Below are 26,613 nucleotides of genomic sequence, written 5' to 3'. Positions count from 1 at the left end.
AAAAGCAGGAGAAGCTCAAGCCAAACGCTTGACTTCTCCTTCTTAATCAGTAGGATACGCGTCGTTGTTCCGCGATAGCTCAGTCGGTAGAGCAAATGACTGTTAATCATTGGGTCCCTGGTTCGAGTCCAGGTCGCGGAGCCAAATTCAAAGCCCTCGGCACATGCCGGGGGCTTTTTCGTTTAAGCCACTGGACTCTCACCAGGGACTCCGTCCCCGGTTATTCGAGACCTTCGGTCCTCACCACTCCGGGGCCGCGCTGAAGCGCGTTCGGCTTTGCCGTCGAGTCCAGGTCGCGGAGCCAAATTCAAAGCCCTCAGCACATGCCAGGGGGCTTTTTCGTTTAACCACTGGACCCTCACCTGAGACTTCGTCGCAGGTTATTCGGGACCTTCGGCCCTCACCCCTCCGGGGCCGCGCTGAAGCGCGTTCGGCTTCTCCGTCGAGCCTCGGCTACCACTCCATCCGCCACACCAGAAACAAAAAGACCGGCCTAAGCCGGTCTCTTCTGGTTACCCGAGTCAGTCGATACTGAGTCGATCACGGTTGGCTTCCAGGGTCTTCGCACCGATTCCTTTCACTTGAAGCAGGTCATCGATCGAAGTGAAAGCACCGTTGGCCTCACGGTAAGCGACGATTGCCTTGGCCTTCATCTCACCAATTCCAATCATGCTCTCCTGCAACGCGGCAGCATCTGCCTTGTTGATATCGATCTTTCCTGCTGCTGCCTTCTGAGCCACAGCAGCGGAAGCATCGCTTTTTGGTGGAGCCTCCACAGCAACAGCAACACCGGTGAAGCCAAACAACATAAGCAGCAGGGGTAGGATCCGTATCAGAGTCATTGTTCTCTCCATGTAACTAGCTTGAGGCGGAGCTTATTTGCACCGCCGGTTCAAGCTAGCCCCTAGACAAAGGTGACTCAATTGCACGCTGCTGATAGATCCAGTCAACAATTTCCTCTTCTGGGCTGTAGCCGTTAACGGTACTCCGTAGGATCTGACGAACCTCTTTGTAGTCATCCCGTTCAACAGCATTTAACAGACGCTCAAGCACAGCCTTGAAGTCTTCCCAGGCCAGATGCTCCTCGTTCGCCCGCATGATCATCGGATGATCAGTGGGGCTAACGTTTTCACCGATCAGAAGCTCCTCATAGAGCTTCTCCCCGGGGCGCAACCCAGTGAACTCTATGGCGATATCGCCATTGGGATTGGTCTCGCAACGGACACTAAGGCCCGAGAGGTGGACCATCTTTTCTGCAAGCTCGGCTATCTTCACCGGCTGCCCCATATCCAGCACGAACACATCACCGCCCTGCCCCATCGACCCTGCCTGGATAACAAGTTGGGCAGCCTCGGGGATGGTCATGAAGTAGCGCGTGATATTCGGATGGGTAACCGTAACCGGCCCACCCCGCTTGATCTGCTCGCGGAACAGCGGGATGACGGAGCCAGACGACCCCAGCACATTGCCGAACCGCACCATGGTGAAGCGGGTTTTGTTGACCTGGTTTACACCAGCCTTGTCACCCAGCAGCACAGGCGCAGCTTCACGACTCAACGCCTGGAGCACCATCTCGGCGAGGCGCTTGGTGCTGCCCATCACATTGGTGGGGCGCACCGCCTTGTCCGTGGAAATCAGTACGAAGTGCTCAACACCCGCCCGTACAGCGGCTTGCGCCGTATTAAGGCTCCCCAGCACATTGTTGAACACTCCCTCTGCAACATTGTGCTCAACAATGGGGACATGCTTGTAGGCGGCCGCGTGATATACGGTATTCACCTTCCAAGTACGCATCACATCCAAAAGCCGCTCACCATTACGGATAGAACCAAGGATCGGCAGCAAACAGACAGGCAGCCCCTGAGCACGAATACGTCTCTCCAACTCTGTGTGAATGTTGTAGAGGTTGAATTCACTGTGCTCAAAGAGGAGCAGAGTATCAGGGTTGGAGCTGAGGATCTGGCGGCAAAGCTCTGAGCCGATAGAACCGCCTGCGCCAGTAACCATCACTACCTGGCCACGAATGCAGCGCTCAAACAAGTCAGTACGGGGAGGTACCGAGTCACGCCCAAGCAGGTCAGCGATATCCACTTCTTGCAGGTCGCTGACATTGACGCGGCCACTGGCAAGATCCATAAAACTAGGGACCGTACGTACATGAATCGGGTATCTCTCAAGAGATACAAGAATTTCCTTGCGACGGGACCTGGAAACAGAGGGAATTGCAAGTAATATCTCTTCAGCCCCTGTCTCTTCTAACATTCTCTCGATATTTCGTGGCTTATAGACCTTTATACCCGAAATAACTCTATTAGAAATACTATTATCGTCATCAACAAAAGCAACAGGCCGCATAGTGCGTCCAATTCGAATAGCAGCCAATAATTGATTGCCGGCGGCTCCAGCTCCATAAATGGCAACCTTAGGACCTACCGTAATTTTGCCCTTGGGATCGTACCCTGATGACTTAATAAAATACCAATCCCCCATAAAGAACTGACGCAAAAACAAGCGCAGGCTCCCCGTGAGCATTAAGGAGGTCCACCAATAGATAAAAACGAGAGAACGAGGAACAAGAGTCCCAACATCACGGTACCAATAGACAAATAAAGCCCAGCCCGCGACAGAAAGAGTAACCGCTTTCAATATTGTAAAAAGTGCATCACCACCAAAATAACGCATCACTGCTCGATATAAACCGAGACGAATAAATATAGGGATAGCTATTAGCGGAGCTAAAACAAATAGCCACAGGTGTGATCCTAGAGGATTTACTGCCTCATCGACACCAAGACGAACTGCATATGCAAGCCAAAGAGCAATCCAAATTAGAATCACATCAGCTGAAACCAGCAAAGAACGCTTATAGCTTCGGGGCAAGCTGACTAAATAATCTCGAAATCTATCCATAACGAGCACTAATCATCAAAAAGATATTTATAACTAAAAAGGCTGGTGCTTCGCACCCGCTTTATACCAAATAGCCAGCACCAATAACGGCATATAAGCCAAAACAAGCCCAACCGCTCCATCTAAAAGCCCAACACCTACGCACACTGCAAAGGGAAGCAACCAAAGTACATTAATGCCCAAAACAGCCAATGTAACAGGCAAGTGCCCACCGTGCCACCTAGAGGCAAATTGGTACGCATGACTGCGATGAGCTTCGTAAATTTTCTCCCCTCTTAGCAGTCGGCGCAATAGTGTAACAGTAGAGTCAACAATAAATACACCTGATAGAATCAGCCATGACCACAGCCAATGTAACTCAATAGAGGAGGACCACAGCGACAAAGCACCTATGGAGATCCCTAGAAAACCACTACCCGCATCCCCCATAAATATGCGTGCCGGAGGAAAATTCCAAACCAGAAATCCCATGACTGAAAAAGATAACGCCATCACAACAACAGCAAAACCCGAAAAGCTCTCTTTAGAAATTAAAAAAATAATCGCCCCACCAAGACAAACGCATATTGACTCTATCGATGCGATACCATCAATGCCATCCATAAAATTATATAGATTCAGCATCCAGACTAAATAGATAGACGCAAGAACTACCCCACTCCATCCAAGCTGAACCTCTGAGCCAAAGAGCACAATACTAGAAAAACCATTTAACCAATATAAAATCCAGAACGCTGAGAGAAAATGCCCTAATAGTCGCCACCGCGCAGCAATATGCCCAAGATCATCTAAGAAGCCTATGGCAGCAACTAAAAGACCACTTCCTACCAGTGAAACCACCAGTGAAGCAGGTACATACTCAAACAGGGAAATAGTTAACAGGGAAAATATAAAGGAAATGACAATAGCAACTCCCCCGCCGCGCGGCGTAGGGATCGAATGAGAGCTGCGCGAATTTGGAACATCTATAATCTTACGAGAGATTGCATAAACCCTGAGCAGCCAAGTCAACAAAACAGAAAGGATGAAAATCGAGAGCAAAAAAAAGAACATGTTAACTGTCCACATATAATTAAAAAATTATAGCCGAGCAAAACGATTGGAAAACTCTAAACCAGAGTTACGCAGCCCCTCTTCAATAGAGAGCGAGGGAGTCCATCGCAACAAATCACGGGCCTTACTTGCATCCACAACTAGTGACTTACACAACTGAAAATACAAATCCTTTCTACCAACTAGCTGCGCCCCCCAGCGCATGAAAATGTCTGGAGCAGGCAATAAATTCGCTTTTTTTCCCATTCCCTCCGATATATATCGGACAATCTGTGGCGTAGAAACCGACAACTCATCAGCAACGAGAAACAGTTCATTGGCTGCAGCTGGGTGCCAAACACACAAAGTCAAGAAATCCACTAGATTCTCTAACGCAATCATACTGCGCTTATTATTTAGAGCGGCAAAGGGAAGCGGCAGTCCAGAGTGCACAATTTTTAGCAGTCGCTGAAAATTTCCGGGAGCGTGACCAGCATATACTAATGGAGGACGAACAATAACAGTTTCAATAAGACCAGCATTAGAAGCCCGAGTTACTACTTGCTCAGCCTCATACTTCGACAAGGCATAGCTCGTATATGGAGAACATACACAACACTCAGAATAAGGAGTATCAACAGGATCCCCAGAAACATTAACTCCAATTGAACTCACGAAGATGAAGCGCTTAACACCAGACTTTATGCATTGATCAATTAGGCCTTTAGTACCTCCTACATTTACTCTGCGGTACTCAGAAAGCAGATCAGCCCCTCGCTCATTCAGCTTATGAGCTCGAGCAGCAAGGTGAATGACTACATCAACACCATCTAACACTGCGGTCCAGTCTGTTAACTCAGTAATCTCACCCACTGCAGTTAGACCAACATCACTAACTGAGCAAGCTCTCACTGCCGCCCGAACTGTATATGAGGATTTTACAAGGCGAGTTGACAACACCTTACCAACGAAACCCGCCGCCCCGGTTACAAGAATCTTCATTTACGCTCACTTACCTCTTGATAGATATCAAAAGTTTTATTTAACATCCCATCAAGAGTAAAAAAGGCATCAAACCTAGAGCGACCATGCGCCCCCATTGTCAACCTTATTTCAGCCGAATGTATTAAACTCTCCAAAGCCTCAACTAGAGCGACTTTATCATTACGAGAAACAAGATAGCCACTTCGCTCACGCTCAACAAGTTCAGGGACCCCTCCAACATCTGAAGCGATAACTGGCAATTGGGCGCGCATCGCTTCTATAATAGTTAATGGCAGCCCTTCCCAATCAGATATTAGGATAAAAATATCAGATCGTAACAGCCTGCACTCAACATCATTGCACTCGCCCGAAAAAATAACTCTATCTTGAAGTTCAAGATCCGTCGCTAGCTTTTTTGCAGTAGAAAGCAACGGCCCATCACCGACAAACTCTATACTCCAAGGTAAGTGTGCTACATCAGCAAGAGCCGATAATAAGAAGGCATGATTTTTCGGCCGGTCAAATCTAGCGACCATGATCATACGAACCTCTGACGGCCTAGCACGGGGTAAAGCACGAGGCTGCTGGCTACAATAAGATATACCATTATGGATGGTAGAAATCATTGAGGAGGCGCCCACTCCCAATCTCAATGCAAGTGCCTGATCATAATCTGAAACAGTAATAATACGTGCGGCATACTTGGCCATTTTAGCTTCTACAAGCCTGTAAAAAGCACGGCGTAAATTTGAAACCCCCTCAGTAAATGCCCAGCCATGGGCAGTAAAAACAACAGGAATATCCAGCATTGCAGATGCTAGGCGACCAAGAATCCCTGCCTTTGAAGAATGCAGATGAACAATATCAGGCTTATACTTAGATATCTGCTTTTTCAGCTCAAAAAAGGCCAGTAAATCTTTTAATGGATTTATCTCTCTCACCATATATTTCAGTGAAATGCAAGAGAGTCCTTTATCATGAGCCCTATTAAAAAAAACACCATTACCACCTGCCAATATAAGAATCTCGTATCCAGCACGAGAAGCCCCCAGCGCTAGATCAAGCAAATGCATGCTGGCTCCGCCCATAACATCAGAGCGTGTAATAACATAGAGGATTTTCAAGCAACTCTTCCCGTCATCGGTAGCCATTGGGGTTCATTGTTTGCCAGCGCCATGTATCCTCCATCATCTGCTGCAGTTCAAACTTGGCTTTCCAGTTCAATTCTAAGAGGGCCTTAGCGGGAGAAGACCAACACTCAGCGATATCACCTGGGCGGCGAGAAATGATTTTGTAGGGAACACTTACTCCAGAAGCCGACTCGAAGGCAGCTATAACTTGCAATACTGAATATCCTACACCAGTTCCGAGATTCCAAGTATATATCCCTTGCCGACTTCGGATGTATTCCAGAGCAGCAAGGTGCCCTTTGGCCAAGTCCACAACATGGATATAGTCACGCACTCCAGTGCCATCTACGGTAGGATAATCTCCGCCAAAAACCGAAAGTTCCTTCAGCTTACCGACAGCAACCTGACTAATGTAGGGAACCAAGTTATTTGGGATACCATGTGGATCTTCACCTATTATCCCACTAGCATGCGCGCCTATTGGATTAAAATAGCGCAAAACAGCAATAGACCAGGCAGGGCTAGAAGAAGCTAGATCTTGTAAAAGACTTTCAATAACTAATTTGGAGTAGCCATATGGAGAGCAAGGAAGCCCCGTAGGAGAGGATTCTAAAATAGGTACGCTCGTAGCCTTCCCGTAAACAGTCGCGGATGAGCTAAAGATAACGCTGAAGACGCCATGGCGCTCCATCGCCTGAAGCAGGCTTATAGCTCCTCCCACGTTATTACTATAATAGTTAAGGGGATTGTGAAGACTTTCACTTACAGACTTCAAACCTGCCAACAGGACAACAGAATCTATTGAGTGCTTGGTGAAAACATCATCCAAGACTGCTTTATCACGAATATCTCCCTCTACAAATTTGACACGTGAATTCGTCAATTTCTCTATGCGCGACACGGCCTCAAAACTACTATTTGACAAATTGTCAATAGCAACGACATCGTGTCCGGTTTCTAGCAACTCCAAAATGACATGAGAGCCTATATAACCAGCTCCTCCGGCGACCAAGACACTCATACAGAACCTATCTTATGTTATCTTTAACGAGCAAATAATAGAGCTTTTATAGATGCAATAAAAATGGAAGCCATGTACTTGATGTTCTTATTCAGTAGAAATTCCCTCATAAAAAGTCCTGCTACCTCAGCATACCCCAGCAAACGGCGCTGAGAGGCAGCACTATGCACTCTATAACTTAATAAAATATCAGGTATATTGTCCCAAGCTATACCGTTCCTTTTTAATCTAAGCCACAGGTCATAGTCCTCGGAATTAAACCCAGCATTATAGCCCCTAGCGCTGAGAAAAATAGCTTTCCTATATAATGTGGTCGGATGAACAAAGGGATTTGTATACCATAAGCACTTGTCTATATAGCGCCCCTTTTTGGTTATACGTCGACCAACCTCAGCACCGCCCTCATCTATAATGGCCACATCACAACCGACTAAATCAAGATTATTCTCAAGGAGAAATTTGAGTTGTCGTTCAAGTCGACATGGAGAACTTACATCATCAGCATCCATGCGAGCAATGAATTCATAAGCTGCATTGTCAACTGCAAGATTCAAAGCATAAGCAAGCTGTGGAATATGAGTTTCCAATACGCGAAGCCGAGAATCGAAACCAAACTGCTGCCTGACCTTCTGCGCGACCTCGTGGCAGTTTGCGCCATTTGCAACAATTATAAACTCAAACTCCAAGAGAGTCTGTGCCAGGATGCTGTTTATTGCGACTGGCGCATACGAATCGAAACGATTGATGCCCATTACCACACTGATCATTTAGAATTATAGCCCCGTAAATTACATTCTTTCCCAATTTAGAGGAATTAGATCATTGCAACGCATATTTATTTTCTTAAACCACCTCGAAGGTGAAATGACGATTTTATCAGCGTTTGTATTCAGCCAAGCCCCCCACCAACTAAATGAGCTATTAGCAATAATATTACTATGACACATGCTCATTAGGCGCATATCATTATAACTATCTTCTCCCCGATTTATATCTACATAGGTTGTCGGGAAATCAAGTTTTAAATTATCTTCAGCCCAATTCAAATCATCAGAAAAAACAAAGAAATGTGGCTCTAGTAACTTATTACGCACGTGATCTATTGCGCGATTATAATATTCAATACTACACTCAGCCATAAGGGCATTGGCCTTAGAGTTCGTGATATAGTCACCACGTCGTATATGTAAGCTCACAGAGTTGACGGAACCAATTTGCGTTGAAAGCTCTAAGGCCGGCGCAGATAACTGATTACGAAATCTGAATGCCTTCCTTACATCGCTAACAATCGAATCAAAATATCTTTCAGATTGCCAGTATCCAAGCAAATAAGAATTATCTGAAACCCTCTCTATATCCGACCAGTAGTGAATATGCGGCTCTACGATAAAATTTTTATACCTAATACCTTCCAATAGGGGCTTACGCAATAATCGAAAAAAGAGCGGCACAGATTGCCAACCAATAACACTACTGACGGAACCATCATCTGCTACTGGACAACTAATATCAAAGACATTATTTAACTCAAAACCATTGTGCAATTCATAGCGACTAAAACTACTAATATCGACGTAAAGATCCGTTTGGTTTTTTTTGGCAACAGAAAGTGCGGCGGCGTACTGAAACATTTGATTGCCAAGCCCACCGAAAACGTTACTAATTATCAACTATGCACCTCATATTTTGGCCTAAAAATGTTCCATAATGCACTGACCATAAAAAGAATAAGCCAGAGCAGGCAAAATTTTACAATCAGGTCGAAAGCACTCGCTCTTGAGAAATATACCAAGTTTGGAATAATTGCAAACAGGAAAATGCTGGAGAAATCCGCAGATGCTCCGCGTAGACGCCTAAGGAAAGTTAAGACATCTAATACTTTCAACAAGCTCCCAATTAAAAAACAAAGAACTATATACACTCCCCATCCAAGATATAAGGCTTCTGCATAAAAACTACTCGCAAAGCCCCCTTGCAGCCAAAATACCCCTCTAGAAGTATCTACACAGCTACCAAAATCAGCACCATTAAAATATTCTTTATAACCAATACAGCTACGCACCTCATTCAAATAATTAACAACGCCATATATGACTTCAAAAGTTGCACCTTGTTGATGTATTACCTTAAAAATAAGGTCACCGAGTCCATCATAAACTGCATGACCCACTCGATATTCCAAGACAACTCCTGCTATATACACTAATCCAACCATAATACCGAGGAGCACCACCTTATTTATGGCCCATCGCTCATTCAAGAAGAACATAAAGAGAAAAAAATAAGCAACAGTGTACCCTCGCAGACCCAGAATTAAAAAACCTATAGACCCAATGAAAACCAGTAGTGATAAAAAAAGCACAGCACGCTGACTGGTGTGGAAAAATAGAGATATTAAAACGAGATTTTTCGCAATGAAAAATAGAAAGAAATGGCTATGGAGCTGATCATTAAGTGCATCTAGATAATTCAACTCACTAAAGATCTTTGATTTCTGATATGAAACAATTAAGAAAGCAATCAATAGTCCAATGGATGCAACTACAAGAAGTATGTATATGAGTCTAGATTTAGGGAAACATAGAGAACTCTGGCTAAGCTTATCAATAACATAGTTAGGCTTCACAAGGCCAAACCCAAATGCGATGAAAGCCAAACCGATACCTATCCAAGCTACCGTTTCAACAACCCCAACATAAGACTCAGTAAAACCAGCCTCAACATATTGCATCGGCAAGAAAAGCCCTATAATCGGCCTAGCCAAAACAAATACCAAAAGAGATAAAATAAAATAGCCAATGGGTGAGATGATGCTTCCCGACTGTGAGGAAAGGTACAGAATAATGAGCAATGAAGTTATTAGTACCAGGATAAATGTATTTGCAAAGACAGCGTAAGATACAAATCCTTTTGTCAAAAATAAAATTACGCAAAATGCAAAAGTCAGGAAAGCTGTTAAAAGCAAAAACACTCTAGCCATATACTTGCATCCAAAAAATTAGCTCATACCAAGTTTAATGATGCGCTTTACTAGCATCTTCACTGTATTCAATAAAAATAAAAACTTAGAATAATAAATTACCCGCCTTGAAACAGAACGCAAATCTCGATCAAGCAACAACTCAAAGGCATTATCTTCAAAAAAAGTTGTCGAGTAGGAATAACATCGAGAGCCTATCTCACTAGGCCCCATTAGCGAGAGCTCTTTAAAAATTGCTTCCAAATTCTTACTAGGTTGTTCTAAAGATGATTTAGAATCGGGCAACTCGCCCAAAGAATAGCCCTGTGATTCATAAATCCAACGGTAGCTAATATCAGATCGCTGCTCGACCTTAGAAAATGGCTTAACAATCACAGTTGGAGTCGAGAATCTCGCACCATCTAAAGCAGACGTGCCCATTGCAAACAAAACATCCATTTCATCAAAAATAAACTGGCCAATTGAGTCAGGCAATATGCTAGCTATCCATTTTATGCTGATTTTTTTATACGTCTTAAGATAGTCTCTAAGTAACCATTCAGCATCGCCATCACCAACAATTGTAATTGACTCAATCTCCAGCCTTTTAAAAACAACCAACTCTTGTAAATCATCCAATAATTTTATTAAAGGATAAATTTTAAAATCAGCACTGATACGACCGACCCACCCTACTCGCAATCTCTTCTTACACCCTTGCAATGTAGGTATAAAATTGTGCGATTTTACAGCAATAGGTGCAATAAGTTTAGCTGAAGCTAAAGATGATAGCTGTACGCTTCGAAGATCATAGTCCATCCCGGCGACATCGGTAAAAACAAGCGAGTTGTGCTCTAGAAGCTCTTTAAGAAAAAAATATTGAAGCGATCTTATCGGTATAGTCGACAATGAAAATAAGTAACTCTTTGCTCTCGGACTATAAAATGCTGCCTCGAAAGCCCCATACCCCATAGCCCAAACCAGTACCTTGCTATAATTAATACCTTGCCTTGACAAGGTATAGATAGAGTCCATCCGAGAAGTTGGAAGCAATAATAAATCAATATTGTCTCCTTGCTGAAGGCATGACTCATCGACAACTATTACACCTTTATTAATTAGCCAACCTTCTAATCTATTAAGCAATAAATCAGTACCGCCAAACTGATCTTGGTAGAGTACAACAGCACGATTAATATTTGGAAAATAGAGTTGTGTCTCAGGCATTTCTACGACCCTGCTCTTCCCAACCATTTGTTCTTACAGCATTACGCCACACAAAGCCTGAAACTACAGCCCAGTAAATAGCATAATTTATCGCATGCGCTATCGCAGTCCCAACAAGACCAAAGCTGTCTACAAAAAAATAAACCAATAGGTAAAATGATACAGAAAAAATCACTTCAGTTAATATGAAAGTTTTTGCCATTCCCTTACCAAGCATTATGTAGGCTACTAGCCACCCCCCAATTTTCAATGTATCCCCGATGACTTGCCATAAGAACAGTTCGCGCACTGGTAGGAACTCATCTGACAGTAACCCTTTAATGATCATGTCCCTTAGAAGATACATGAATAGACCAGTGACAATAGTAGCTGGCAATAAAAGTCTATACCCCTTAACTATTTCATTAAAAATTGAAGAAGTTCCGGTCAGTTCAGAGAACCTTGGCAAGAAATATACAGATAGAGTCATCGTCACTACCATCAAATAGGCAGAGCTGATACGCCACATTGCTTCCCAGTACCCGGAAGCCTCAGTGCCTAAAGTAGCGCCTATGTGATTTCTAATGAAAATATGACTAAGGGGAATACATATTGCTGAGACAATAGCCATGGCGGCATATTTGGATAGTCCCTTTAGCGACTGATAGTCAACAGCCCCGATAAGCCTGCGTGCAGAAAACCATTTAGCCTTTTGACAGAAAGCAAATGTCACAAATAGAGAAAATGATTGGTAGATGGCGAGGGCAACTAATGCACCACGTAAGCCATAACTCAGGGAAAGCAGCGATACCAGTAATAAGGAAAGAAGGCTCCCTCCAATATTTGACATAACATATAATTTTATCTCTTTTCTTCCGTTTAGCACCGCAAGTAGAAAAGCGTTAAAACTAAAAAATGTCACAGAAATAGCAAGCCAAACGAAAACATCGCCATACTGGCCATCTTTAAAAACCCAAACAGAAAGTTTTTCTGATAGGAAAAAAATCATAACTGAAGCAATGAGAGAAACGGAGAGAATCAATGTTCCCGCGGTTCTCAATAGCACTAACTCTCTTGCGCCATCATCCTTAAACTGAGCGATGTACTTCGTTACACCGGTGGTGATAAAGCCACCTACCATCGAGGTTATAATCTGAACGACATTCTGGAACTGCCCAATAATCGCGTATCCTGAAGGTCCCACATAAAGGGCCAGAATTTTATTTATACCTAATAGCGTGACGATCTTAATAATCACCGCCATTCCATTAAGCAAACTCGTTTTAACTAGATTCATAGCTTCGGATTAAAGCTATTGCATGCACTTACAACCACTCTTGCCTCGCTGATAGATAAAGTAGGTCCAATCGGAAGACTAAGGACACTATTATGAATCTCCTCCGTAAGCGGAAATGAGAGATTATTCCAAGCATGGTAGGCATGTTGTTTATGTGGCGGAATAGGGTAGTGAATCAGTGTCTGAACACCATTTTTACTCAAGTGTTCCTGCAATTCAGCACGTAACTTGCAACGAATAACAAAGAGATGCCACACATGGCTTAAAGAGTGCACATTATCTATTGAGGGTAACTGAATGGCGGGGTTAGTAATTTCAGAAATATAAAAATTTGCCAATGCCCTGCGATGAGCATTTTGCATGTCCAAGTATTTTAATTTTACAGATAAAATAGCTGCCTGCATTTCATCAAGACGACTATTTACCCCCTGATAAATATTTTTATATTTCTGGTGAGACCCATAGTTCCCTAGCGCGCGTAAGACCTCAGCTAGTTCATCGTCATTTGTGGTTATTGCGCCTGCATCACCAAGTGCACCCAAGTTTTTCCCTGGATAGAAACTAAAACCCGAGGCATCTCCCCAGCTTCCTGCTTTCCGATCATGTAAAGAGGCTCCGTGGGCTTGCGCTGAATCCTCCAAGACAAGTAGATCATAACGCTCAGCAACGCTCATAACAGCCGGCATGTCAACTAGTTGCCCATATAAATGTACAGGGAGAATCGCCCGCGTACGTTTACTGACTGCATGCTCTGAATTTCGTATGCAGAGGTTGAAACTACCAGACTCAGGCTCGACAAGTACCGGAATCAATCTGTTCTCAGTAATAGCAAGTATGCTGGCTATATATGTATTAGCCGGAACGATAACCTCATCACCATCTTTTAATTTCCCTAATTCTTTCCAGGCGCGCAGCGTAAGATTAAGAGCATCCAGTCCATTAGCCACACCTACTGTATGTTTGCACCCGCAATGGTGAGAGAACGCAAGTTCAAATTTCTTTACTTCCTCCCCGTTAATATACCAACCTGACCTAATTACGCGCGCTGTCGCTTCGAGCAGTTCTTCCTCCATGAGCGCGTTAATGTCTTTCAAACTTAGAAAATCGATCATGTCATTCACCTTGGCAAATCATTATGTCTCAACGAGACTGACTCTTCATAAGAGTAAAAATATCTATATTTAGCCAGTCAGGATGCAGCCAATCTAAATTAGGGTTAACTAACGGAAGAATTTCGTGTTTGAACTAGCTTAGAAGCGAAGATACAAATCACCAAGGCTACACCTACTGCTCCTCCTAAAATCATTGCTCCTAGCACGAGAAATAACCTGTTTGGCCTAATTGTCTCACTAGGCTCAACAGCAAATTGATCGACTTTAACAATATCTTTTATATGATGATCATTTTCAAAGCTTTTTAGTAACGCAATTTCTTCACGCAAAGCAGATAAGTCAGGAACAAATAGATCTTCAGTTTTTCGTTTTTTCATTTGTTCAGTTTTTCTATTGTGCTCAAGCAACTTAAGCTTACCTAGAAGCTGTACAACATTTGGGTCAGAAAAATCATCATCTTTCCGGTTAATTAAGGTCGCACGCTCCGCCAGCAGCGCATCCTTCCCCATAAGTTAAAGAGGCACGTCAGACGTTAATAGCCTAGAGCCAATAACAGTATCTTTGGTGGCGTGTTGAATATCATAAGCGAAGAGGCTAGCTGGTTTAGAAATATTAAGAGCAGTTGCTATCTCAATAGACTCATTAAGGATCTTTATCCGATTCTCGCGATGAAGACGCAACTGCATTCTCAAAGCAGACAGCTTATCTTGCAACTCTAATCGCCTGATATCATCAGCCTCTAAAATTTTAGCTATCTCAGACTCTTTATTGACTTCGTATTTTATACGAGCTGCGCTAACCTTGGCTTCAAGCTGGATAATTCTATTTCTAATGAGTGTAGTAATATCATTATCTATCTGCTTACGGACCCGGGCCAAGCTAAAATCGACAAAACCATTAACTAAAGCAACGCCATCAAGTCCTTTAGTGTAATTTAATTGAATACCAACAAGAGAGACAGGATTTGATGATTTAGCGTCAGGGTAAATCATTTTAAATGCGGCTTCATTGAAATGAGCAAAAGACTGCTCACTGGTCAAGCCTGGGATTTCTATATCCTGCAAGGTATTAGCATTTTTCTTGAAGTATTCCTGCCGATTCTCATAGGAGCTCAAAGCAAATGACACTTTTCTGAGAGCATCCTCCGGGGTAATTGAATAGATACCCAACCTATTAACATGATCAAATTCTTTGAGATCCGCTGCATGTAGGATGCTCTTTACTTCATAGTATGGCGTAGCTGTATACGCATAGAGCGCACCTAGAGCGCCGAACCCTAAGACAAATAATATTATGAGCGCCTTCTGAGCCCAGAGTACTCGAAGTAAGAAAAGCATATCGACAGCGTTCTCTCTAGGACTAGAGAGTTGCTCTGGCATGGTGATAGCGTTCATATAAAAATTCCATTTTAAATATACCAAACCGGCAATCTATGGCTTAAATCAGTCAGTGCCGACAACCTGCTCAAATATTAGAAGTAAGGCTATGCTAAATACCAAGCCCGATCATATAGATCGGGCTGCGTTCAACCGATTAGCTTACTCATTAACATATCTGAAGAGATGCACCATGCTGTTAGTCGCCAATATTACAGTGAAGCAAGTACGTCAATAGCATCTGAAATTTCGTAATGGTGATTCCCTACAAACAATCCATGCAGATCAATGTACTCTGCATTTTTCAAGTCGCCAAATACTTCAGAGTCGAAAAATTTCACAACTTCATTTTTTGCAAAATTACCCGCAACTATAGGACGACACTCAAATCCTTTTCCATTTAACTTTTTTATAAGCTCTTTTCTAGACAAGCTGCTCTCGGGTCGAATGAGCAAACTGAAACCAAACCAACTTGAACAACCTACCTCGCTTTGTATCATTAAGTCAGGATGACCATTCATTGCCGCCTTAAAGAGCTGTCCATTTTTTTTCCGCTGCTCAATAATATATGGCAACCGCTTAACCTGCTCTATACCTAGTGCACCTTCTAGTTCTAGTGGTCTGACGTTATAACCAGGAAGAACAAAGCGAAACGCTTCCTCAAACGGATCATCACTTTTGTCGCTGCAAATGAGATTTTGCTTAGGTAGATTTCGTGTCCATCCATGGGCTCGCAAAGAGAGAAGAATTTGATTAAGCTCATCATCATCAGTAACAATCAAGCCTCCTTCCATAGTGGAAATATGGTGACTGAAAAAGCTACTAAAGCTACCCATCACTCCAAATGTACCAGCATGCTTATTATTGTACGTGGCCCCCATAGACTCGCAGTTATCCTCTATTAGAACGATACTACGACTTCCAATTATCTCCTTTATTCTATCAAAATCGTTGGGATTACCTAACAAGTTGACAGCCATGATCGCACGTGTGCGATCAGTTACAGCATTTTCAAGCTGTTCCAAATCATAATTTAGTGTCTGTAAATCTATATCTACGAATTTAATCTTGAGCCCGTACTGATATAACGGATAATAAGTCGTACTCCAAGATACGGCCGGAACAATTATTTCATCACCCCGCTTTAATTTAAGCGAAGTGTTTTTAGTATAGAACAAGGCAGCTACGATCAGTAGATTTGCAGAAGATCCAGAATTAACCATAACACAGTGCTTGCTACCAACATACTGTGCAAAATCATGTTCAAATTTTTTTACGTGTTCGCCCATAGTAAACATACCGGACGATATAACTCGTAACATAGCCTCAAGCTCTTCCTTTTCCCAAGAGGAAGTAGCTAATGGAAAACTGACATTCATTTATTATGCTTCTCCAAATAAAATTTATAAGTTTTCTCAATACCTTCGGAAAGAGAGTGTTTTGCCTCCCAGCCCCATTTATTTAGACGTTTCACACAAACCAGCTTACGCGCCATCCCTACGGGCTTACTAAGATCATTCACAAATTGACCTTCGAAACCAACGATAGCGGCTACTTCTTTATAATACTCATTAATAGTATGATCATAACCCAGCCCAACATTCATTATGGAAGGAAGAGTCTCAAACCGGTCAATAGCACTGTATATCGCATCCGCCAAATCTTCACTGTACATAAATTCTCGTCGGGCCAGACCATCTCCCCATACATCAACTGAGTCTTTTTTATTGGAAATTGCCACTTGAATTTTGTGAATTATGGCTGGAATTAGATGAGACTGAGACGGATCAAATTTATCATGACGCCCATAAATATTGCAGGGAATAAGTGTTTTATATTGATACTCTGAATTTTCACGCGAAATATAATCACAGAGCCGGGCTGAAACAATTTTTGCAAGAGCATAACCTTCGTTTGTAGGCTCCAACTCCCCCTTCAGAACCATCTCTTCGCTAAGTGGATCCGAACAATTACGTGGGTACATGCAAGAGCTGCCTAAATTTATTAGGCGCTTTATACCAACATCTCTTGCAGCACAGATTAGGTTTCGCCCGATATCAAGATTGCCAACAAGGAACTTAAAAGGCTCTCTTATATTTGCTTGAATACCCCCGACAATTCCTGCCGAATGAATTAGAATATCTGGACTGCACTTCAGCAAAAATTTCTTAGTGGCATCGAAATCATATAGATTAAGCTCTTGGCTAGAAGGCGCAATTATTGAAAATCTATTAGATGCAGTGTGCTCTAGTAGATTTCGGCCAACCATACCGCTACCACCAGTAATGAGTACTCTCATCATCCTACTCGTCATCCCTGCCCAGGTACAACACTGTAGCCATGCGCGCCAATAAGCACATCGCGCTCAGCGCTTTTTAGATCCTCCTGAACCATTTCACAAACCAGTTGAGAGAAAGAGATTTTAGGCGTCCATCCAAGCCTTTGCTTTGCCTTAGATGCATCACCGAGAAGAGATTCTACTTCTGTTGGACGAAAATACCGAGGATCAACCGCGACAATGCACTTGCCATTAGCATACCCCTTCTCTTCAACTCCTTGGCCCTCCCAAGAAATATCGATGCCTAGCTCTTTTCCCGCTAAGCTAACAAAGTCTCGAACGCTATATTGAACCCCTGTGGCGATAACGAAGTCTTCAGGGGACGGCTGCTGTAACATAAGCCACTGCATTTCAACATAGTCTCGCGCGTGTCCCCAGTCCCTCAAAGAGTCCATGTTCCCTAGATACAGGCACTCTTGTAGACCAAGCTTAATTCTCGCTAATGCCCGAGTTATTTTACGGGTAACAAATGTCTCTCCCCGAATAGGGCTCTCATGATTGAAAAGTATCCCGTTACAAGCATAAATCCCGTATGCCTCCCGATAATTTACAGTAATCCAGTATGCGTATAACTTTGCCACTGCATATGGGCTGCGAGGATAGAATGGCGTTGTCTCTTTTTGGGGTACCTCTTGAACCAGCCCATAAAGCTCGGATGTTGATGCTTGATAGAATCTGGTTTTCTTCGTCAACCCAAGTATTCTTATGGCCTCTAGAATACGTAAAGCCCCTAGAGCATCTGAGTTTGCAGTATACTCAGGCTCCTCAAAAGAAACTGCAACATGACTTTGAGCGGCTAAATTATATATTTCGTCTGGCTGAATTTTTTGAATAATATGGGTCAAACTAGAAGAGTCCGTCATATCACCATGATGCAAATAAAACGGGCGCCCTGACTCATGCGCATCATGAAAAAGGTGATCTATACGCGCTGTGTTAAATAAAGAGGTCCTACGCTTTAAGCCATGGACCTCATAACCTTTATTCAACAAAAACTCAGATAGATATGCTCCATCTTGCCCAGTAACCCCGGTAATTAATGCAACCTTAGTCATTATGCTCTTCCATAATTGTCTTCAATTCTAACTATATCGTCTTCGCCAAGATAGCTTCCAGACTGAACTTCTATTATTTCAAGTTCTACCATTCCAGGATTCTTAAGTCGGTGAGTAACACCTATTGGGATATAGGTTGACTGATTTTCAGTTAAAATAAATACCTCTTGATCTCTCGTGACCTCAGCAGTCCCTTTCACTATGATCCAATGCTCAGCTCGATGCTGGTGCTTTTGCAGTGATAGTGAGGCACCAGGCTTAACACCGATACGCTTAACCTGGAAGCGCTCCCCTGCATCAACGCAGTCGTACCACCCCCAAGGCCTAGCAACTCTTCGATGAGAAATAGCTTGTGTATATTTCTTTGCCTCAAGCTGTAAAACCAAATCCTTTACTTGCTCAACATGCTTATGATCAAGCACAAGCACCGCATCTGGGGTATCAATAACAGTTAGACCTTGCACACCTAGCGCAACAACCGGCCTATCGCCAGCATGTATAAAGACATTCTGGGAAGAACAAGCTATTCCATTCCCGACTATTCGATTCCCTACATCATCTGAAGGAAGCAACTCCGCCACAGCTTTCCAACTTCCGACGTCACTCCACTGCCCACCGAATGGAAAAACAACCACACGGTCGTGATGCTCCATAACAGCATAATCTATACTTTGAGATCTACAGCTTGCAAAAACGGTTTCATCAGGTCGAACAAAAGTGCAGTTGGCCGCAATTTCCTCTTTTTGCTTCGAGGCCATTGCCGCCTGGCAGCTCTTTAGTACATCAGGCGCATATCGCTCTACCGCATCAAGTAGGGTGCTCGGTTTGCATAGAAATATTCCTGCATTCCAAAAATAGTTACCAGAGAGCAAAAGCTCACTTGCCCGTGTTTCACTAGGTTTTTCAACAAACTCCTTGGCTAGGTAACCGCCAGCCGAATTGGCATCTCCTCTTAGAATATAGCCATATGCAGTACTTGGAAAAAACGGAGAAACGCCAAAAGTGACAATTGCACCATCCTTTGCTGCAGGGAGTGCACTCTTGATTGTATTTAAAAAATAATCGCTGTCGGGGATATAGTGGTCGGCAGGGCAGAAAAGTAACAAACTGTCGGAGTTTTTCTTCTCTAATGCTGCAATTGTCATTGCGGCCGCTGTATTTTTTGATGTGGGCTCTAAAAGAATAACCCCTTGCTTCCCTAACGAAACCATTTTTTCCAGAACCATAAATCGATGCTCTTCAGCAGCGACCACCATCAACTCTTGAGAAGTAACTCTCTCAAAAGTAAGCTCAAGCAAACTCTTATTATTTATGAGAGGCAAAAACTGCTTTGGAAAACTTTTACGAGACAATGGCCAAAGACGAGTGCCAGAACCACCACAAAGAACAACTGGTATAAAACTCATATAATCAACACCGGATAATATCACTCAAAACTTTACCATTCAGCAAGAGTGAAAATCGAAAATAGTGATATGTAAACTTAGGAGAGGCACTTTGTCAGCGCTTAAATAAATTCTTTTGCTAAACATCCATAATGTCAATATAACATAATCTTCCAGACCAACATGTGTACATAATTAACTTCGAAGAAGCTTAAGCTAGCGTTCTCTTAATAAAAGGATAACGACCTTCAGAGAAGAAATAAATCCGACTACCAATTACTCCTCATTGACCCGATCTCTCAATTCCTTTCCTGGCTTGAAATGCGGCACAAATTTCCCGTCCAGACGAACCGACTCACCAGTTTTAGGATTGCGCCCCGTACGCGGCGCACGAAAATGGAGGGAGAAGCTGCCAAAGCCGCGTATCTCGATACGATCGCCCGTGGCCAATGCCTGGGACATCTGCTCGAGCATGGTCTTGATGGCAAGCTCCACATCCTTCGAGGAAAGCTGGCCCTGGTGGGTAACGATTCGTTCGATCAACTCCGACTTGGTCATGTTTTTTCCCTTCTATATCAAGCGGCTAGATCAGCTCTACGCGGTTTTAGCATGACCACGGAGCTTTGAACAGCCCTAATAACCGAGGGTAAAACTCAGGCAACAAAAAGGGCGGCCTAGGCCGCCCTTTTTGATGAAGGAATCAGGACTTAGCCCTGGTTCTCCATCTGAGCGCGGATCAGATCACCAATGGTGGTCGGACCAGTGCTCTCGGATTCCTGCTTGCGCAGTTCCTTCATTGCGTCTTTCTCGTCGTCCACGTCTTTCGACTTGACGGACAGGCTGATGACGCGGCTCTTACGGTCGATGCTGATGATCTTGGCTTCGACTTCTTCGCCTTCTTTCAGCACGTTGCGCGCGTCTTCAACGCGGTCACGGCTGATTTCGGAGGCTTTCAGGATGCCTTCGATGTCATCGCCCAGGGTGATTACAGCGCCCTTGGCATCAACTTCCTTGACGATACCGCGCACGATGGTGCCTTTCTCGTTCAGGGAGGCGTAGTTGGAGAACGGATCGTCTTCCAGCTGCTTGATACCCAGGGAGATGCGCTCGCGCTCCGGATCTACGGACAGGATGACGGTATCCAGCTCGTCGCCTTTCTTGAAACGACGTACGGCTTCTTCGCCAACTTCGTTCCAGGAAATGTCGGACAGGTGAACCAGGCCGTCGATGCCGCCTTCCAGACCAATGAAGATACCGAAATCGGTGATCGACTTGATGGTGCCGGAGATCTTGTCGCCTTTATTGAAGCGACCGGAGAAGTCTTCCCACGGGTTGGATTTGCACTGCTTGATACCCAGGGAGATACGACGACGCTCTTCGTCGATGTCGAGAACCTGAACTTCCACTTCGTCGCCAACCTGAACGACTTTGGACGGGTGGATGTTCTTGTTGGTCCAATCCATCTCGGAAACGTGCACCAGACCTTCCACGCCTTCTTCCAGCTCTGCGAAGCAGCCGTAGTCGGTCAGGTTGGTAACGCGCGCGGTTACGCGGGTGCCTTCCGGGTAGCGAGCCTTGATGGCAACCCATGGGTCTTCGCCCAGTTGCTTCAAGCCCAGGGAGACGCGGTTGCGCTCGCGGTCGAACTTCAGAACCTTGACGTCGATCTCGTCGCCAACGTTGACGATCTCGGACGGGTGCTTGATGCGCTTCCAAGCCATGTCGGTGATGTGCAGCAGGCCGTCTACGCCACCCAGATCAACGAATGCGCCGTAGTCAGTGAGGTTCTTGACGATACCTTTGACTTGCTGGCCTTCCTGCAGGGATTCCAGCAGAGCTTCACGCTCGGCGCTGTTCTCGGCTTCCAGGACACTGCGGCGGGAAACGACAACGTTGTTGCGCTTCTGGTCGAGCTTGATGACTTTGAACTCGAGCTCTTTGCCTTCCAGGTGAGTGGTGTCGCGCACGGGGCGGACGTCCACCAGGGAGCCCGGCAGGAACGCGCGGATGCCGCTGACGTCGACGGTGAAACCGCCTTTGACCTTGCCGTTGATAACGCCCTTGACCACTTCTTCAGCAGCGAAAGCAGCTTCCAGAACAATCCAGCACTCGGCGCGCTTGGCTTTCTCGCGGGACAGCTTGGTTTCACCAAAGCCATCTTCTACCGCGTCCAGCGCAACGTGAACTTCGTCACCCACGCTGATGGTCAGCTCGCCCTGTTCGTTGTAGAACTGCTCGACCGGGATGACGCCCTCGGACTTGAGGCCAGCATGCACGGTGACCCAGTCACCGTCGATGTCGACCACGATGCCGGTGATGATGGCACCCGGCTGCATGTCGAGGGATTTCAGGCTTTCTTCAAAAAGTTCTGCAAAGCTTTCGCTCATGATCATACCTGTAGTCAAAGGCCACTAAAGGCCCTATTCCGCACTACCAGCAAATGCGGTCAAGTCAGTGATTAAAGGTGAAAGGGACGTTAACTGGTATCCCGTTCCACCCCTGCGGCACCACGCTCAGTCGGATGACTGGCAATGAGGCACATCCTTTCGGAATCAGAACCGGCTCGACCTCTAACGAGAGAAATCAAGCCGACATAAGGGCTGGAATGTTAGCAATGAGGCTGACTGCCGTCAATTGCCACGACTTGGCGAAGCCGGGCCTTCAGCCCGACGGGTTGCTACTGCCCTGGTCGCGGTGAAAACGACAACGCCGCGACCGGAGGCCGCGGCGTTGTCGGCGCAGATACCCGATCAGTCATCCAGCCCCAGATCAGCAAAAGCCGCGAGAATCCGCTCCAGCACCTCATCGATGCTCAGATGGGTGGAGTCGAGAATCAGCGCATCCTTGGCGGGCTTGAGCGGCGCAACCGAGCGCTGGGTATCACGCTCATCCCGCTCGATGATCTCGGTCAGCAGGGAAGCCATCTCGACTTCCATGCCCTTGCCTTTCAGCTGCAGATAGCGGCGGCGCGCACGCTCTTCTGCAGTAGCGGTGAGGAATATCTTCAGCGGCGCATCGGGAAACACCACGGTGCCCATGTCGCGACCATCGGCGACCAGGCCAGGCGCCTCCTGGAACGCACGCTGACGCTGCAGCAACGCATCGCGTACCGCCGGCAATGCGGCAACCTGCGAAGCCCCCGCCCCCACCGTCTCGGTGCGGATGACGTCGGAGACGTCCTCACCTTCGAGGATGATCCGCTGCACGCCACCGGCATTGGAGAGGAACTGCACATCGAGGTGCGCCGCCAGAACCTTCAGCGACTCCTCGTTGGTCAGGTCGACGCCATGGTTACGCGCCGCGAAGGCCAGCAGGCGATAAAGCGCACCGGAGTCCAGCAGGTTCCAGCCGAGGCGCTTGGCCAGCAAGCCCGCAACCGTGCCCTTGCCCGAGCCACCCGGGCCGTCGATGGCGATGACCGGCGCTGCAGTATTCATCACTTGCCCTCTTCGGCGACTTGGATGCCCACTTGCGCCGCCAGCCCGAGGAAGTTCGGGAAGGAGGTCGCGACGTTGGCGCAATCGTGAATACGGATCGCCCCACCCGCCCGCAGCGAAGCGACGCTGAAGGACATGGCGATACGGTGGTCGCCGTGGCTCCAGACCTCACCGCCACCGAAGGCGCCGCCGTCGATGATGATGCCATCCGGGGTCGGCTCGGCCTTCACGCCCAGCGCTACTAGGCCATCGGCCATCACCTGGATGCGATCGGATTCCTTGACCCGCAGCTCTTCGGCGCCACGCAGTACGGTACGCCCTTCGGCGCAAGCGGCAGCGACGAACAACACCGGGAACTCGTCGATGGCCAGCGGCACCAGGTCCTCGGGAATATCGATGCCCTTGAGCTTCGCTGCGCGCACGCGAATATCAGCAACCGGCTCGCCACCCACTTCGCGCTGGTTCTCCAAGGTGATATCGGCGCCCATCAGCTTGAGGATGTCGATCACGCCGGTACGGGTCGGGTTGGTGCCCACGTGTTCCAGCAGCAGTTCGGAGCCCTCGGCGATGCTCGCGGCGACCAGGAAGAAGGCTGCCGAGGAAATGTCCGCAGGCACTTCGATATGGGTCGAGGACAGCTTGTGACCGCTTTCCACGGTTGCAGTGCTGCCATCCACGGCAACGGGGTAGCCGAAGCCCTGCAGCATGCGCTCGGTGTGATCACGGGTCGGCGCGGGCTCGGTGACGGAGGTCTCACCGGCGGCATAGAGACCGGCGAGCAGCAGGCAGGATTTGACCTGAGCACTGGCCATCGGCATCTCGTAGCTCATGCCGGTAAGGCGCTGGCCACCGCGGATGACCATCGGAGGACGGCCTTCGGCGGCAGTTTCGATCACCGCGCCCATTTCGCGCAGCGGCTTGGCCACGCGATTCATCGGGCGCTTGGACAGCGAAGCGTCGCCGGTCAGGGTGGTGTCGAACGGCTGGGCGGCGAGCAGGCCACTGAGCAGGCGCATGGAGGTACCGGAGTTACCCAGGTACAACGGGCCGGGCGGCGGCTTCAGGCCATGCAGGCCAACGCCATGGATGGTCACGCGACCATGGTGCGGGCCTTCGATGACCACCCCCATGTCGCGGAACGCCTGCAGGGTCGCCAGGGCGTCTTCACCCTCGAGGAACCCCTCGACCTCGGTCGTGCCTTCAGCCAGGGAGCCGAGCATGATCGAGCGGTGGGAAATGGACTTGTCGCCCGGAACGCGGATACGCCCGGAAAGGCGGCCACCCGGCTGGGCCAGGTAAATCAGGTCGTTATTGTGCATGGCGTCCACATAGGCCCTGCGGGCCAGGATTTTACTGAAATGTTCGCGGGCGACGCGGGCGCGAGTGAAAACGCCCAGCAGTTGATGCCCATCCCCAGCGTCGACCGCGTCGCGCAAGGCGTCGAGGTCGCCACGAAATGCGTCCAGCACCCGCAGCACGGCGTCGCGGTTGGCGAGAAAGATGTCGTGCCACATGACTGGATCACTGCCAGCGATCCGCGTGAAGTCGCGGAAGCCACCGGCGGCATAGCGGAAAATCTCCAGGTTCTCGCTGCGCTTGGCGAGCGAATCCACCAGGCCGAATGCCAACAGATGCGGCAAGTGGCTGGTGGCGGCAAGCACTTCGTCGTGATGCTCGACCTGCATGTGCTCGACGTCGGCACCCAGCTCGCGCCAGAGCGCATCGACCAGAGCCAGCGCGTCGGCATCGGTGGAATCCTGAGGCGTCAGGATCACCTTGTGGCGACTGAAGAGCGCGCCATTGGCCGCCTCCACACCGCTCTGCTCGGAGCCGGCGATGGGGTGCCCGGGTACGAAGCGTGCCGGCATGCCATCGAAAGCCAGGCGCGCGGCACGCACGACATTGCCCTTGGCGCTGCCGACATCGGTGAGCACTACATTGCCGAGATCCAGCTGCGCCAGCTCTTTCAGCAGGCGCTCCATGGCCAGGATAGGCACGGCGAGCTGGATCACCGCAGCCCCCTGACAGGCGGCAGCGAGATCGACCTCGCAACGGTCGACCACGCCCAGCTCCACGGCCAGGCGGCGCGACTCGGCGTCCAGATCGACACCCACGACTTCATCGAACGCCCCCTTCTCACGCAGCCCCTTGGCAAAGGAGCCACCGATCAGGCCAAGCCCGATCACCACAAGGCGCCCGAGCTTAGGAGAACGCTGTTGCAGCGGCATGACATCAGCCACGGGCAAGCACCTGCCCCAGAACGTCGAGGAAGCGCTGGTTCTCCTGGGGGAGACCGATGGAAACACGCAGGAAGTTCGGCATGCCATAGCCGGCTACCGGGCGCACGATAACGCCGGCAGCCAGCAAGGCCTTGTTGATCCCGGCAGTATCACGACCGAAATCGATGGCAATGAAGTTGCCACGGGACGGAATCCACCCCAAGCCCAGCGCGCGGCAACCGTCTTCCAGTTGCGCCATGCCGGCATCATTGAGACGACGGCTTTCGGCCAGGTAATCCACATCCGCCAGGGCCGCGCACGCGGCTGCCAGGGCGAGACTGTTGACGTTGAACGGCTGGCGTACACGGTTCAGCACATCGGCGACACGGGCGGAGGAAATCCCATAACCCACCCGCAGCGCAGCCAGGCCATAGGCCTTGGAGAAGGTGCGGGAGACCAGCAGGTTCGGGTAGCGCGCCAGGTAGTCGAGGCCGTCAGGCAGCTCATCGCCCGATGCATACTCGATATAGGCCTCGTCCAGCACCACCAGCACGTTCTCCGGCACCTTGGCGAGGAAATCATCCAGCGCCTCCGGGCCGAACCAGGTACCGGTCGGGTTGTTCGGGTTGGCGACGAAGACCACACGGGTCTGCTCGTCGATGGCCGCCAGCATCGCCGGCAGATCATGGCCCCACTCCTTGGCCGGCACCACTTTCGCGGTAGCACCGACAGCCTGAGTGACGATGGGATAGACGGCAAAAGCATGCTCGCTGAAGACCGCATTCAGGCCCGGGGCCAGGTAAGCACGACCCACCAGCTCGAGAATGTCGTTGGAGCCGTTGCCTAGGGTTACCTGCTCCGGCTTCAGGTCATAACGCTCGGCCAAACGGCGCTTGAGCTCGAAGCCATTGCCGTCCGGGTAGCGGGTCAGCTCGGCCAGCTCGGCACGAATGGCCTCGAGCACCTTCGGGCTCGGGCCCAAGGGGTTCTCGTTGCTGGCCAGCTTGACGATGCCGGCCGGATCGAGACTCAGCTCGCGGGCCAGCTCATCAACCGGCTTGCCCGGCACGTAAGGCGAAAGTTTCTGCACGCCCGGCTGTGCCAGGGCGAGGAAGTCGCAGCTCATGGGCGCTCCTTGAAAATCTCTTGGGT

General features: G+C 47.7%; 23 protein-coding genes and 1 tRNA gene. 1 reads left to right on the top strand and 23 read right to left on the bottom strand.

Annotated elements, in window-relative coordinates:
• Positions 1–68: 68 nt before the first annotated feature.
• Positions 69–144, top strand: a tRNA-Asn gene (locus tag PI990_RS09115).
• A gap of 377 nt (positions 145–521) precedes the next feature.
• Here PI990_RS09115 and PI990_RS09110 read toward each other — a convergent pair.
• The 23 genes from PI990_RS09110 to hisC all read right to left on the bottom strand — a co-directional run bounded on the left by PI990_RS09110 (position 522) and on the right by hisC (position 26,587).
• Entirely contained in the window at positions 522–842 is a 321-nt protein-coding gene (locus PI990_RS09110; protein ID WP_271660430.1) for a ComEA family DNA-binding protein, read from the bottom strand.
• Between the two features lie 55 nt (positions 843–897).
• Positions 898–2,910, bottom strand: a complete 2,013-nt coding sequence (locus tag PI990_RS09105; RefSeq protein WP_271660429.1) for a polysaccharide biosynthesis protein — start codon at positions 2,908–2,910, stop codon at positions 898–900.
• A gap of 33 nt (positions 2,911–2,943) precedes the next feature.
• Entirely contained in the window at positions 2,944–3,963 is a 1,020-nt protein-coding gene (locus PI990_RS09100) for an MraY family glycosyltransferase (RefSeq protein ID WP_271660428.1), read from the bottom strand.
• A 27-nt stretch (positions 3,964–3,990) separates the two neighbouring features.
• The gene (locus tag PI990_RS09095; RefSeq protein WP_271660427.1) at positions 3,991–4,944 is read right to left on the bottom strand and encodes an NAD-dependent epimerase/dehydratase family protein; all 954 of its coding nucleotides are present in this window, start codon (positions 4,942–4,944) and stop codon (positions 3,991–3,993) included.
• Complete coding sequence (locus PI990_RS09090) at positions 4,941–6,050, bottom strand: glycosyltransferase family 4 protein (protein WP_271660426.1); 1,110 nt, start codon at positions 6,048–6,050, stop codon at positions 4,941–4,943. Before PI990_RS09090 ends, PI990_RS09095 begins: the two co-directional genes overlap by 4 nt.
• A gap of 13 nt (positions 6,051–6,063) precedes the next feature.
• On the bottom strand, positions 6,064–7,077 hold the full coding sequence (galE, locus tag PI990_RS09085; protein ID WP_271660425.1) for a UDP-glucose 4-epimerase GalE: 1,014 nt from the start codon (positions 7,075–7,077) through the stop codon (positions 6,064–6,066).
• A gap of 23 nt (positions 7,078–7,100) precedes the next feature.
• Positions 7,101–7,829 carry a glycosyltransferase gene (locus PI990_RS09080; RefSeq protein WP_271660424.1) on the bottom strand — a complete coding sequence of 243 codons (729 nt, stop codon included), beginning with the start codon at positions 7,827–7,829 and terminating at the stop codon, positions 7,101–7,103.
• Between the two features lie 36 nt (positions 7,830–7,865).
• Complete coding sequence (locus PI990_RS09075; protein WP_271660423.1) at positions 7,866–8,708, bottom strand: alpha-1,2-fucosyltransferase; 843 nt, start codon at positions 8,706–8,708, stop codon at positions 7,866–7,868.
• 35 nt (positions 8,709–8,743) lie between these two features.
• The gene (wzy, locus tag PI990_RS09070; RefSeq protein ID WP_271660422.1) at positions 8,744–10,057 is read right to left on the bottom strand and encodes an O-antigen polysaccharide polymerase Wzy; all 1,314 of its coding nucleotides are present in this window, start codon (positions 10,055–10,057) and stop codon (positions 8,744–8,746) included.
• A gap of 18 nt (positions 10,058–10,075) precedes the next feature.
• Positions 10,076–11,263 (bottom strand): hypothetical protein, encoded by a 1,188-nt coding sequence (locus PI990_RS09065; protein WP_271660421.1) that lies wholly within the window; start codon positions 11,261–11,263, stop codon positions 10,076–10,078.
• Positions 11,256–12,506: an O-antigen translocase gene (locus tag PI990_RS09060; protein ID WP_271660420.1), complete on the bottom strand. Its 1,251-nt coding sequence runs from the start codon at positions 12,504–12,506 to the stop codon at positions 11,256–11,258. Before PI990_RS09060 ends, PI990_RS09065 begins: the two co-directional genes overlap by 8 nt.
• A gap of 29 nt (positions 12,507–12,535) precedes the next feature.
• The gene (locus tag PI990_RS09055; protein WP_271660419.1) at positions 12,536–13,651 is read right to left on the bottom strand and encodes a DegT/DnrJ/EryC1/StrS family aminotransferase; all 1,116 of its coding nucleotides are present in this window, start codon (positions 13,649–13,651) and stop codon (positions 12,536–12,538) included.
• Positions 13,652–13,755: 104 nt separating this feature from the next.
• On the bottom strand, positions 13,756–14,160 hold the full coding sequence (locus PI990_RS09050) for a hypothetical protein (RefSeq protein ID WP_271660418.1): 405 nt from the start codon (positions 14,158–14,160) through the stop codon (positions 13,756–13,758).
• A 3-nt stretch (positions 14,161–14,163) separates the two neighbouring features.
• Complete coding sequence (locus PI990_RS09045) at positions 14,164–15,045, bottom strand: Wzz/FepE/Etk N-terminal domain-containing protein (RefSeq protein ID WP_271660417.1); 882 nt, start codon at positions 15,043–15,045, stop codon at positions 14,164–14,166.
• Between the two features lie 194 nt (positions 15,046–15,239).
• Positions 15,240–16,406, bottom strand: coding sequence for a DegT/DnrJ/EryC1/StrS family aminotransferase (locus PI990_RS09040; RefSeq protein ID WP_271660416.1), 1,167 nt, complete (start codon positions 16,404–16,406; stop codon positions 15,240–15,242).
• Positions 16,403–17,326 (bottom strand): NAD-dependent epimerase/dehydratase family protein, encoded by a 924-nt coding sequence (locus tag PI990_RS09035; protein ID WP_271660415.1) that lies wholly within the window; start codon positions 17,324–17,326, stop codon positions 16,403–16,405. Before PI990_RS09035 ends, PI990_RS09040 begins: the two co-directional genes overlap by 4 nt.
• A gap of 11 nt (positions 17,327–17,337) precedes the next feature.
• Complete coding sequence (gene gmd, locus PI990_RS09030; RefSeq protein WP_271660414.1) at positions 17,338–18,420, bottom strand: GDP-mannose 4,6-dehydratase; 1,083 nt, start codon at positions 18,418–18,420, stop codon at positions 17,338–17,340.
• A complete protein-coding gene (locus PI990_RS09025) occupies positions 18,420–19,826 on the bottom strand; it encodes a mannose-1-phosphate guanylyltransferase/mannose-6-phosphate isomerase (protein WP_271660413.1) in 1,407 nt (468 codons plus the stop codon). The genes gmd and PI990_RS09025 overlap by 1 nt, the downstream gene beginning before the upstream one ends.
• Positions 19,827–20,081: 255 nt before the next feature.
• Entirely contained in the window at positions 20,082–20,363 is a 282-nt protein-coding gene (gene ihfB / locus PI990_RS09020; RefSeq protein WP_142016069.1) for an integration host factor subunit beta, read from the bottom strand.
• 149 nt (positions 20,364–20,512) lie between these two features.
• A complete protein-coding gene (gene rpsA, locus PI990_RS09015; protein ID WP_043243257.1) occupies positions 20,513–22,192 on the bottom strand; it encodes a 30S ribosomal protein S1 in 1,680 nt (559 codons plus the stop codon).
• A gap of 363 nt (positions 22,193–22,555) precedes the next feature.
• Positions 22,556–23,242 carry a (d)CMP kinase gene (gene cmk / locus PI990_RS09010; protein WP_271660412.1) on the bottom strand — a complete coding sequence of 229 codons (687 nt, stop codon included), beginning with the start codon at positions 23,240–23,242 and terminating at the stop codon, positions 22,556–22,558.
• Positions 23,242–25,482: a bifunctional prephenate dehydrogenase/3-phosphoshikimate 1-carboxyvinyltransferase gene (locus PI990_RS09005; protein ID WP_271660411.1), complete on the bottom strand. Its 2,241-nt coding sequence runs from the start codon at positions 25,480–25,482 to the stop codon at positions 23,242–23,244. Before PI990_RS09005 ends, cmk begins: the two co-directional genes overlap by 1 nt.
• Positions 25,475–26,587 carry a histidinol-phosphate transaminase gene (hisC, locus tag PI990_RS09000; RefSeq protein WP_271660410.1) on the bottom strand — a complete coding sequence of 371 codons (1,113 nt, stop codon included), beginning with the start codon at positions 26,585–26,587 and terminating at the stop codon, positions 25,475–25,477. The genes PI990_RS09005 and hisC overlap by 8 nt, the downstream gene beginning before the upstream one ends.
• Positions 26,588–26,613 lie beyond the last annotated feature (26 nt).

The organism is Pseudomonas sp. TUM22785, from assembly GCF_028198105.1.
Taxonomy (GTDB): Bacteria; Pseudomonadota; Gammaproteobacteria; order Pseudomonadales; family Pseudomonadaceae; genus Metapseudomonas; species Metapseudomonas solani.
This window is presented reverse-complemented; position numbering and strand designations above follow the sequence as displayed.

Bases quoted from the DNA above. Each gene is read 5' to 3' on its own strand.
- PI990_RS09110 (WP_271660430.1), bottom strand. From the start codon at position 842: ATGACTCTGATACGGATCCTACCCCTGCTGCTTATGTTGTTTGGCTTC.
- galE (WP_271660425.1), bottom strand. From the start codon at position 7,077: ATGAGTGTCTTGGTCGCCGGAGGAGCTGGTTATATAGGCTCTCATGTC.
- PI990_RS09040 (WP_271660416.1), bottom strand. From the start codon at position 16,406: ATGAATGTCAGTTTTCCATTAGCTACTTCCTCTTGGGAAAAGGAAGAG.
- PI990_RS09050 (WP_271660418.1), bottom strand. From the start codon at position 14,160: ATGGGGAAGGATGCGCTGCTGGCGGAGCGTGCGACCTTAATTAACCGG.
- PI990_RS09055 (WP_271660419.1), bottom strand. From the start codon at position 13,651: ATGATCGATTTTCTAAGTTTGAAAGACATTAACGCGCTCATGGAGGAA.
- ihfB (WP_142016069.1), bottom strand. From the start codon at position 20,363: ATGACCAAGTCGGAGTTGATCGAACGAATCGTTACCCACCAGGGCCAG.
- hisC (WP_271660410.1), bottom strand. From the start codon at position 26,587: ATGAGCTGCGACTTCCTCGCCCTGGCACAGCCGGGCGTGCAGAAACTT.
- cmk (WP_271660412.1), bottom strand. From the start codon at position 23,242: ATGAATACTGCAGCGCCGGTCATCGCCATCGACGGCCCGGGTGGCTCG.
- PI990_RS09075 (WP_271660423.1), bottom strand. From the start codon at position 8,708: ATGTTTCAGTACGCCGCCGCACTTTCTGTTGCCAAAAAAAACCAAACG.
- rpsA (WP_043243257.1), bottom strand. From the start codon at position 22,192: ATGAGCGAAAGCTTTGCAGAACTTTTTGAAGAAAGCCTGAAATCCCTC.
- gmd (WP_271660414.1), bottom strand. From the start codon at position 18,420: ATGACTAAGGTTGCATTAATTACCGGGGTTACTGGGCAAGATGGAGCA.
- wzy (WP_271660422.1), bottom strand. From the start codon at position 10,057: ATGGCTAGAGTGTTTTTGCTTTTAACAGCTTTCCTGACTTTTGCATTT.
- PI990_RS09025 (WP_271660413.1), bottom strand. From the start codon at position 19,826: ATGAGTTTTATACCAGTTGTTCTTTGTGGTGGTTCTGGCACTCGTCTT.
- PI990_RS09045 (WP_271660417.1), bottom strand. From the start codon at position 15,045: ATGAACGCTATCACCATGCCAGAGCAACTCTCTAGTCCTAGAGAGAAC.
- PI990_RS09100 (WP_271660428.1), bottom strand. From the start codon at position 3,963: ATGTTCTTTTTTTTGCTCTCGATTTTCATCCTTTCTGTTTTGTTGACT.
- PI990_RS09095 (WP_271660427.1), bottom strand. From the start codon at position 4,944: ATGAAGATTCTTGTAACCGGGGCGGCGGGTTTCGTTGGTAAGGTGTTG.
- PI990_RS09080 (WP_271660424.1), bottom strand. From the start codon at position 7,829: ATGGGCATCAATCGTTTCGATTCGTATGCGCCAGTCGCAATAAACAGC.
- PI990_RS09035 (WP_271660415.1), bottom strand. From the start codon at position 17,326: ATGAGAGTACTCATTACTGGTGGTAGCGGTATGGTTGGCCGAAATCTA.
- PI990_RS09105 (WP_271660429.1), bottom strand. From the start codon at position 2,910: ATGGATAGATTTCGAGATTATTTAGTCAGCTTGCCCCGAAGCTATAAG.
- PI990_RS09060 (WP_271660420.1), bottom strand. From the start codon at position 12,506: ATGGCGGTGATTATTAAGATCGTCACGCTATTAGGTATAAATAAAATT.
- PI990_RS09065 (WP_271660421.1), bottom strand. From the start codon at position 11,263: ATGCCTGAGACACAACTCTATTTTCCAAATATTAATCGTGCTGTTGTA.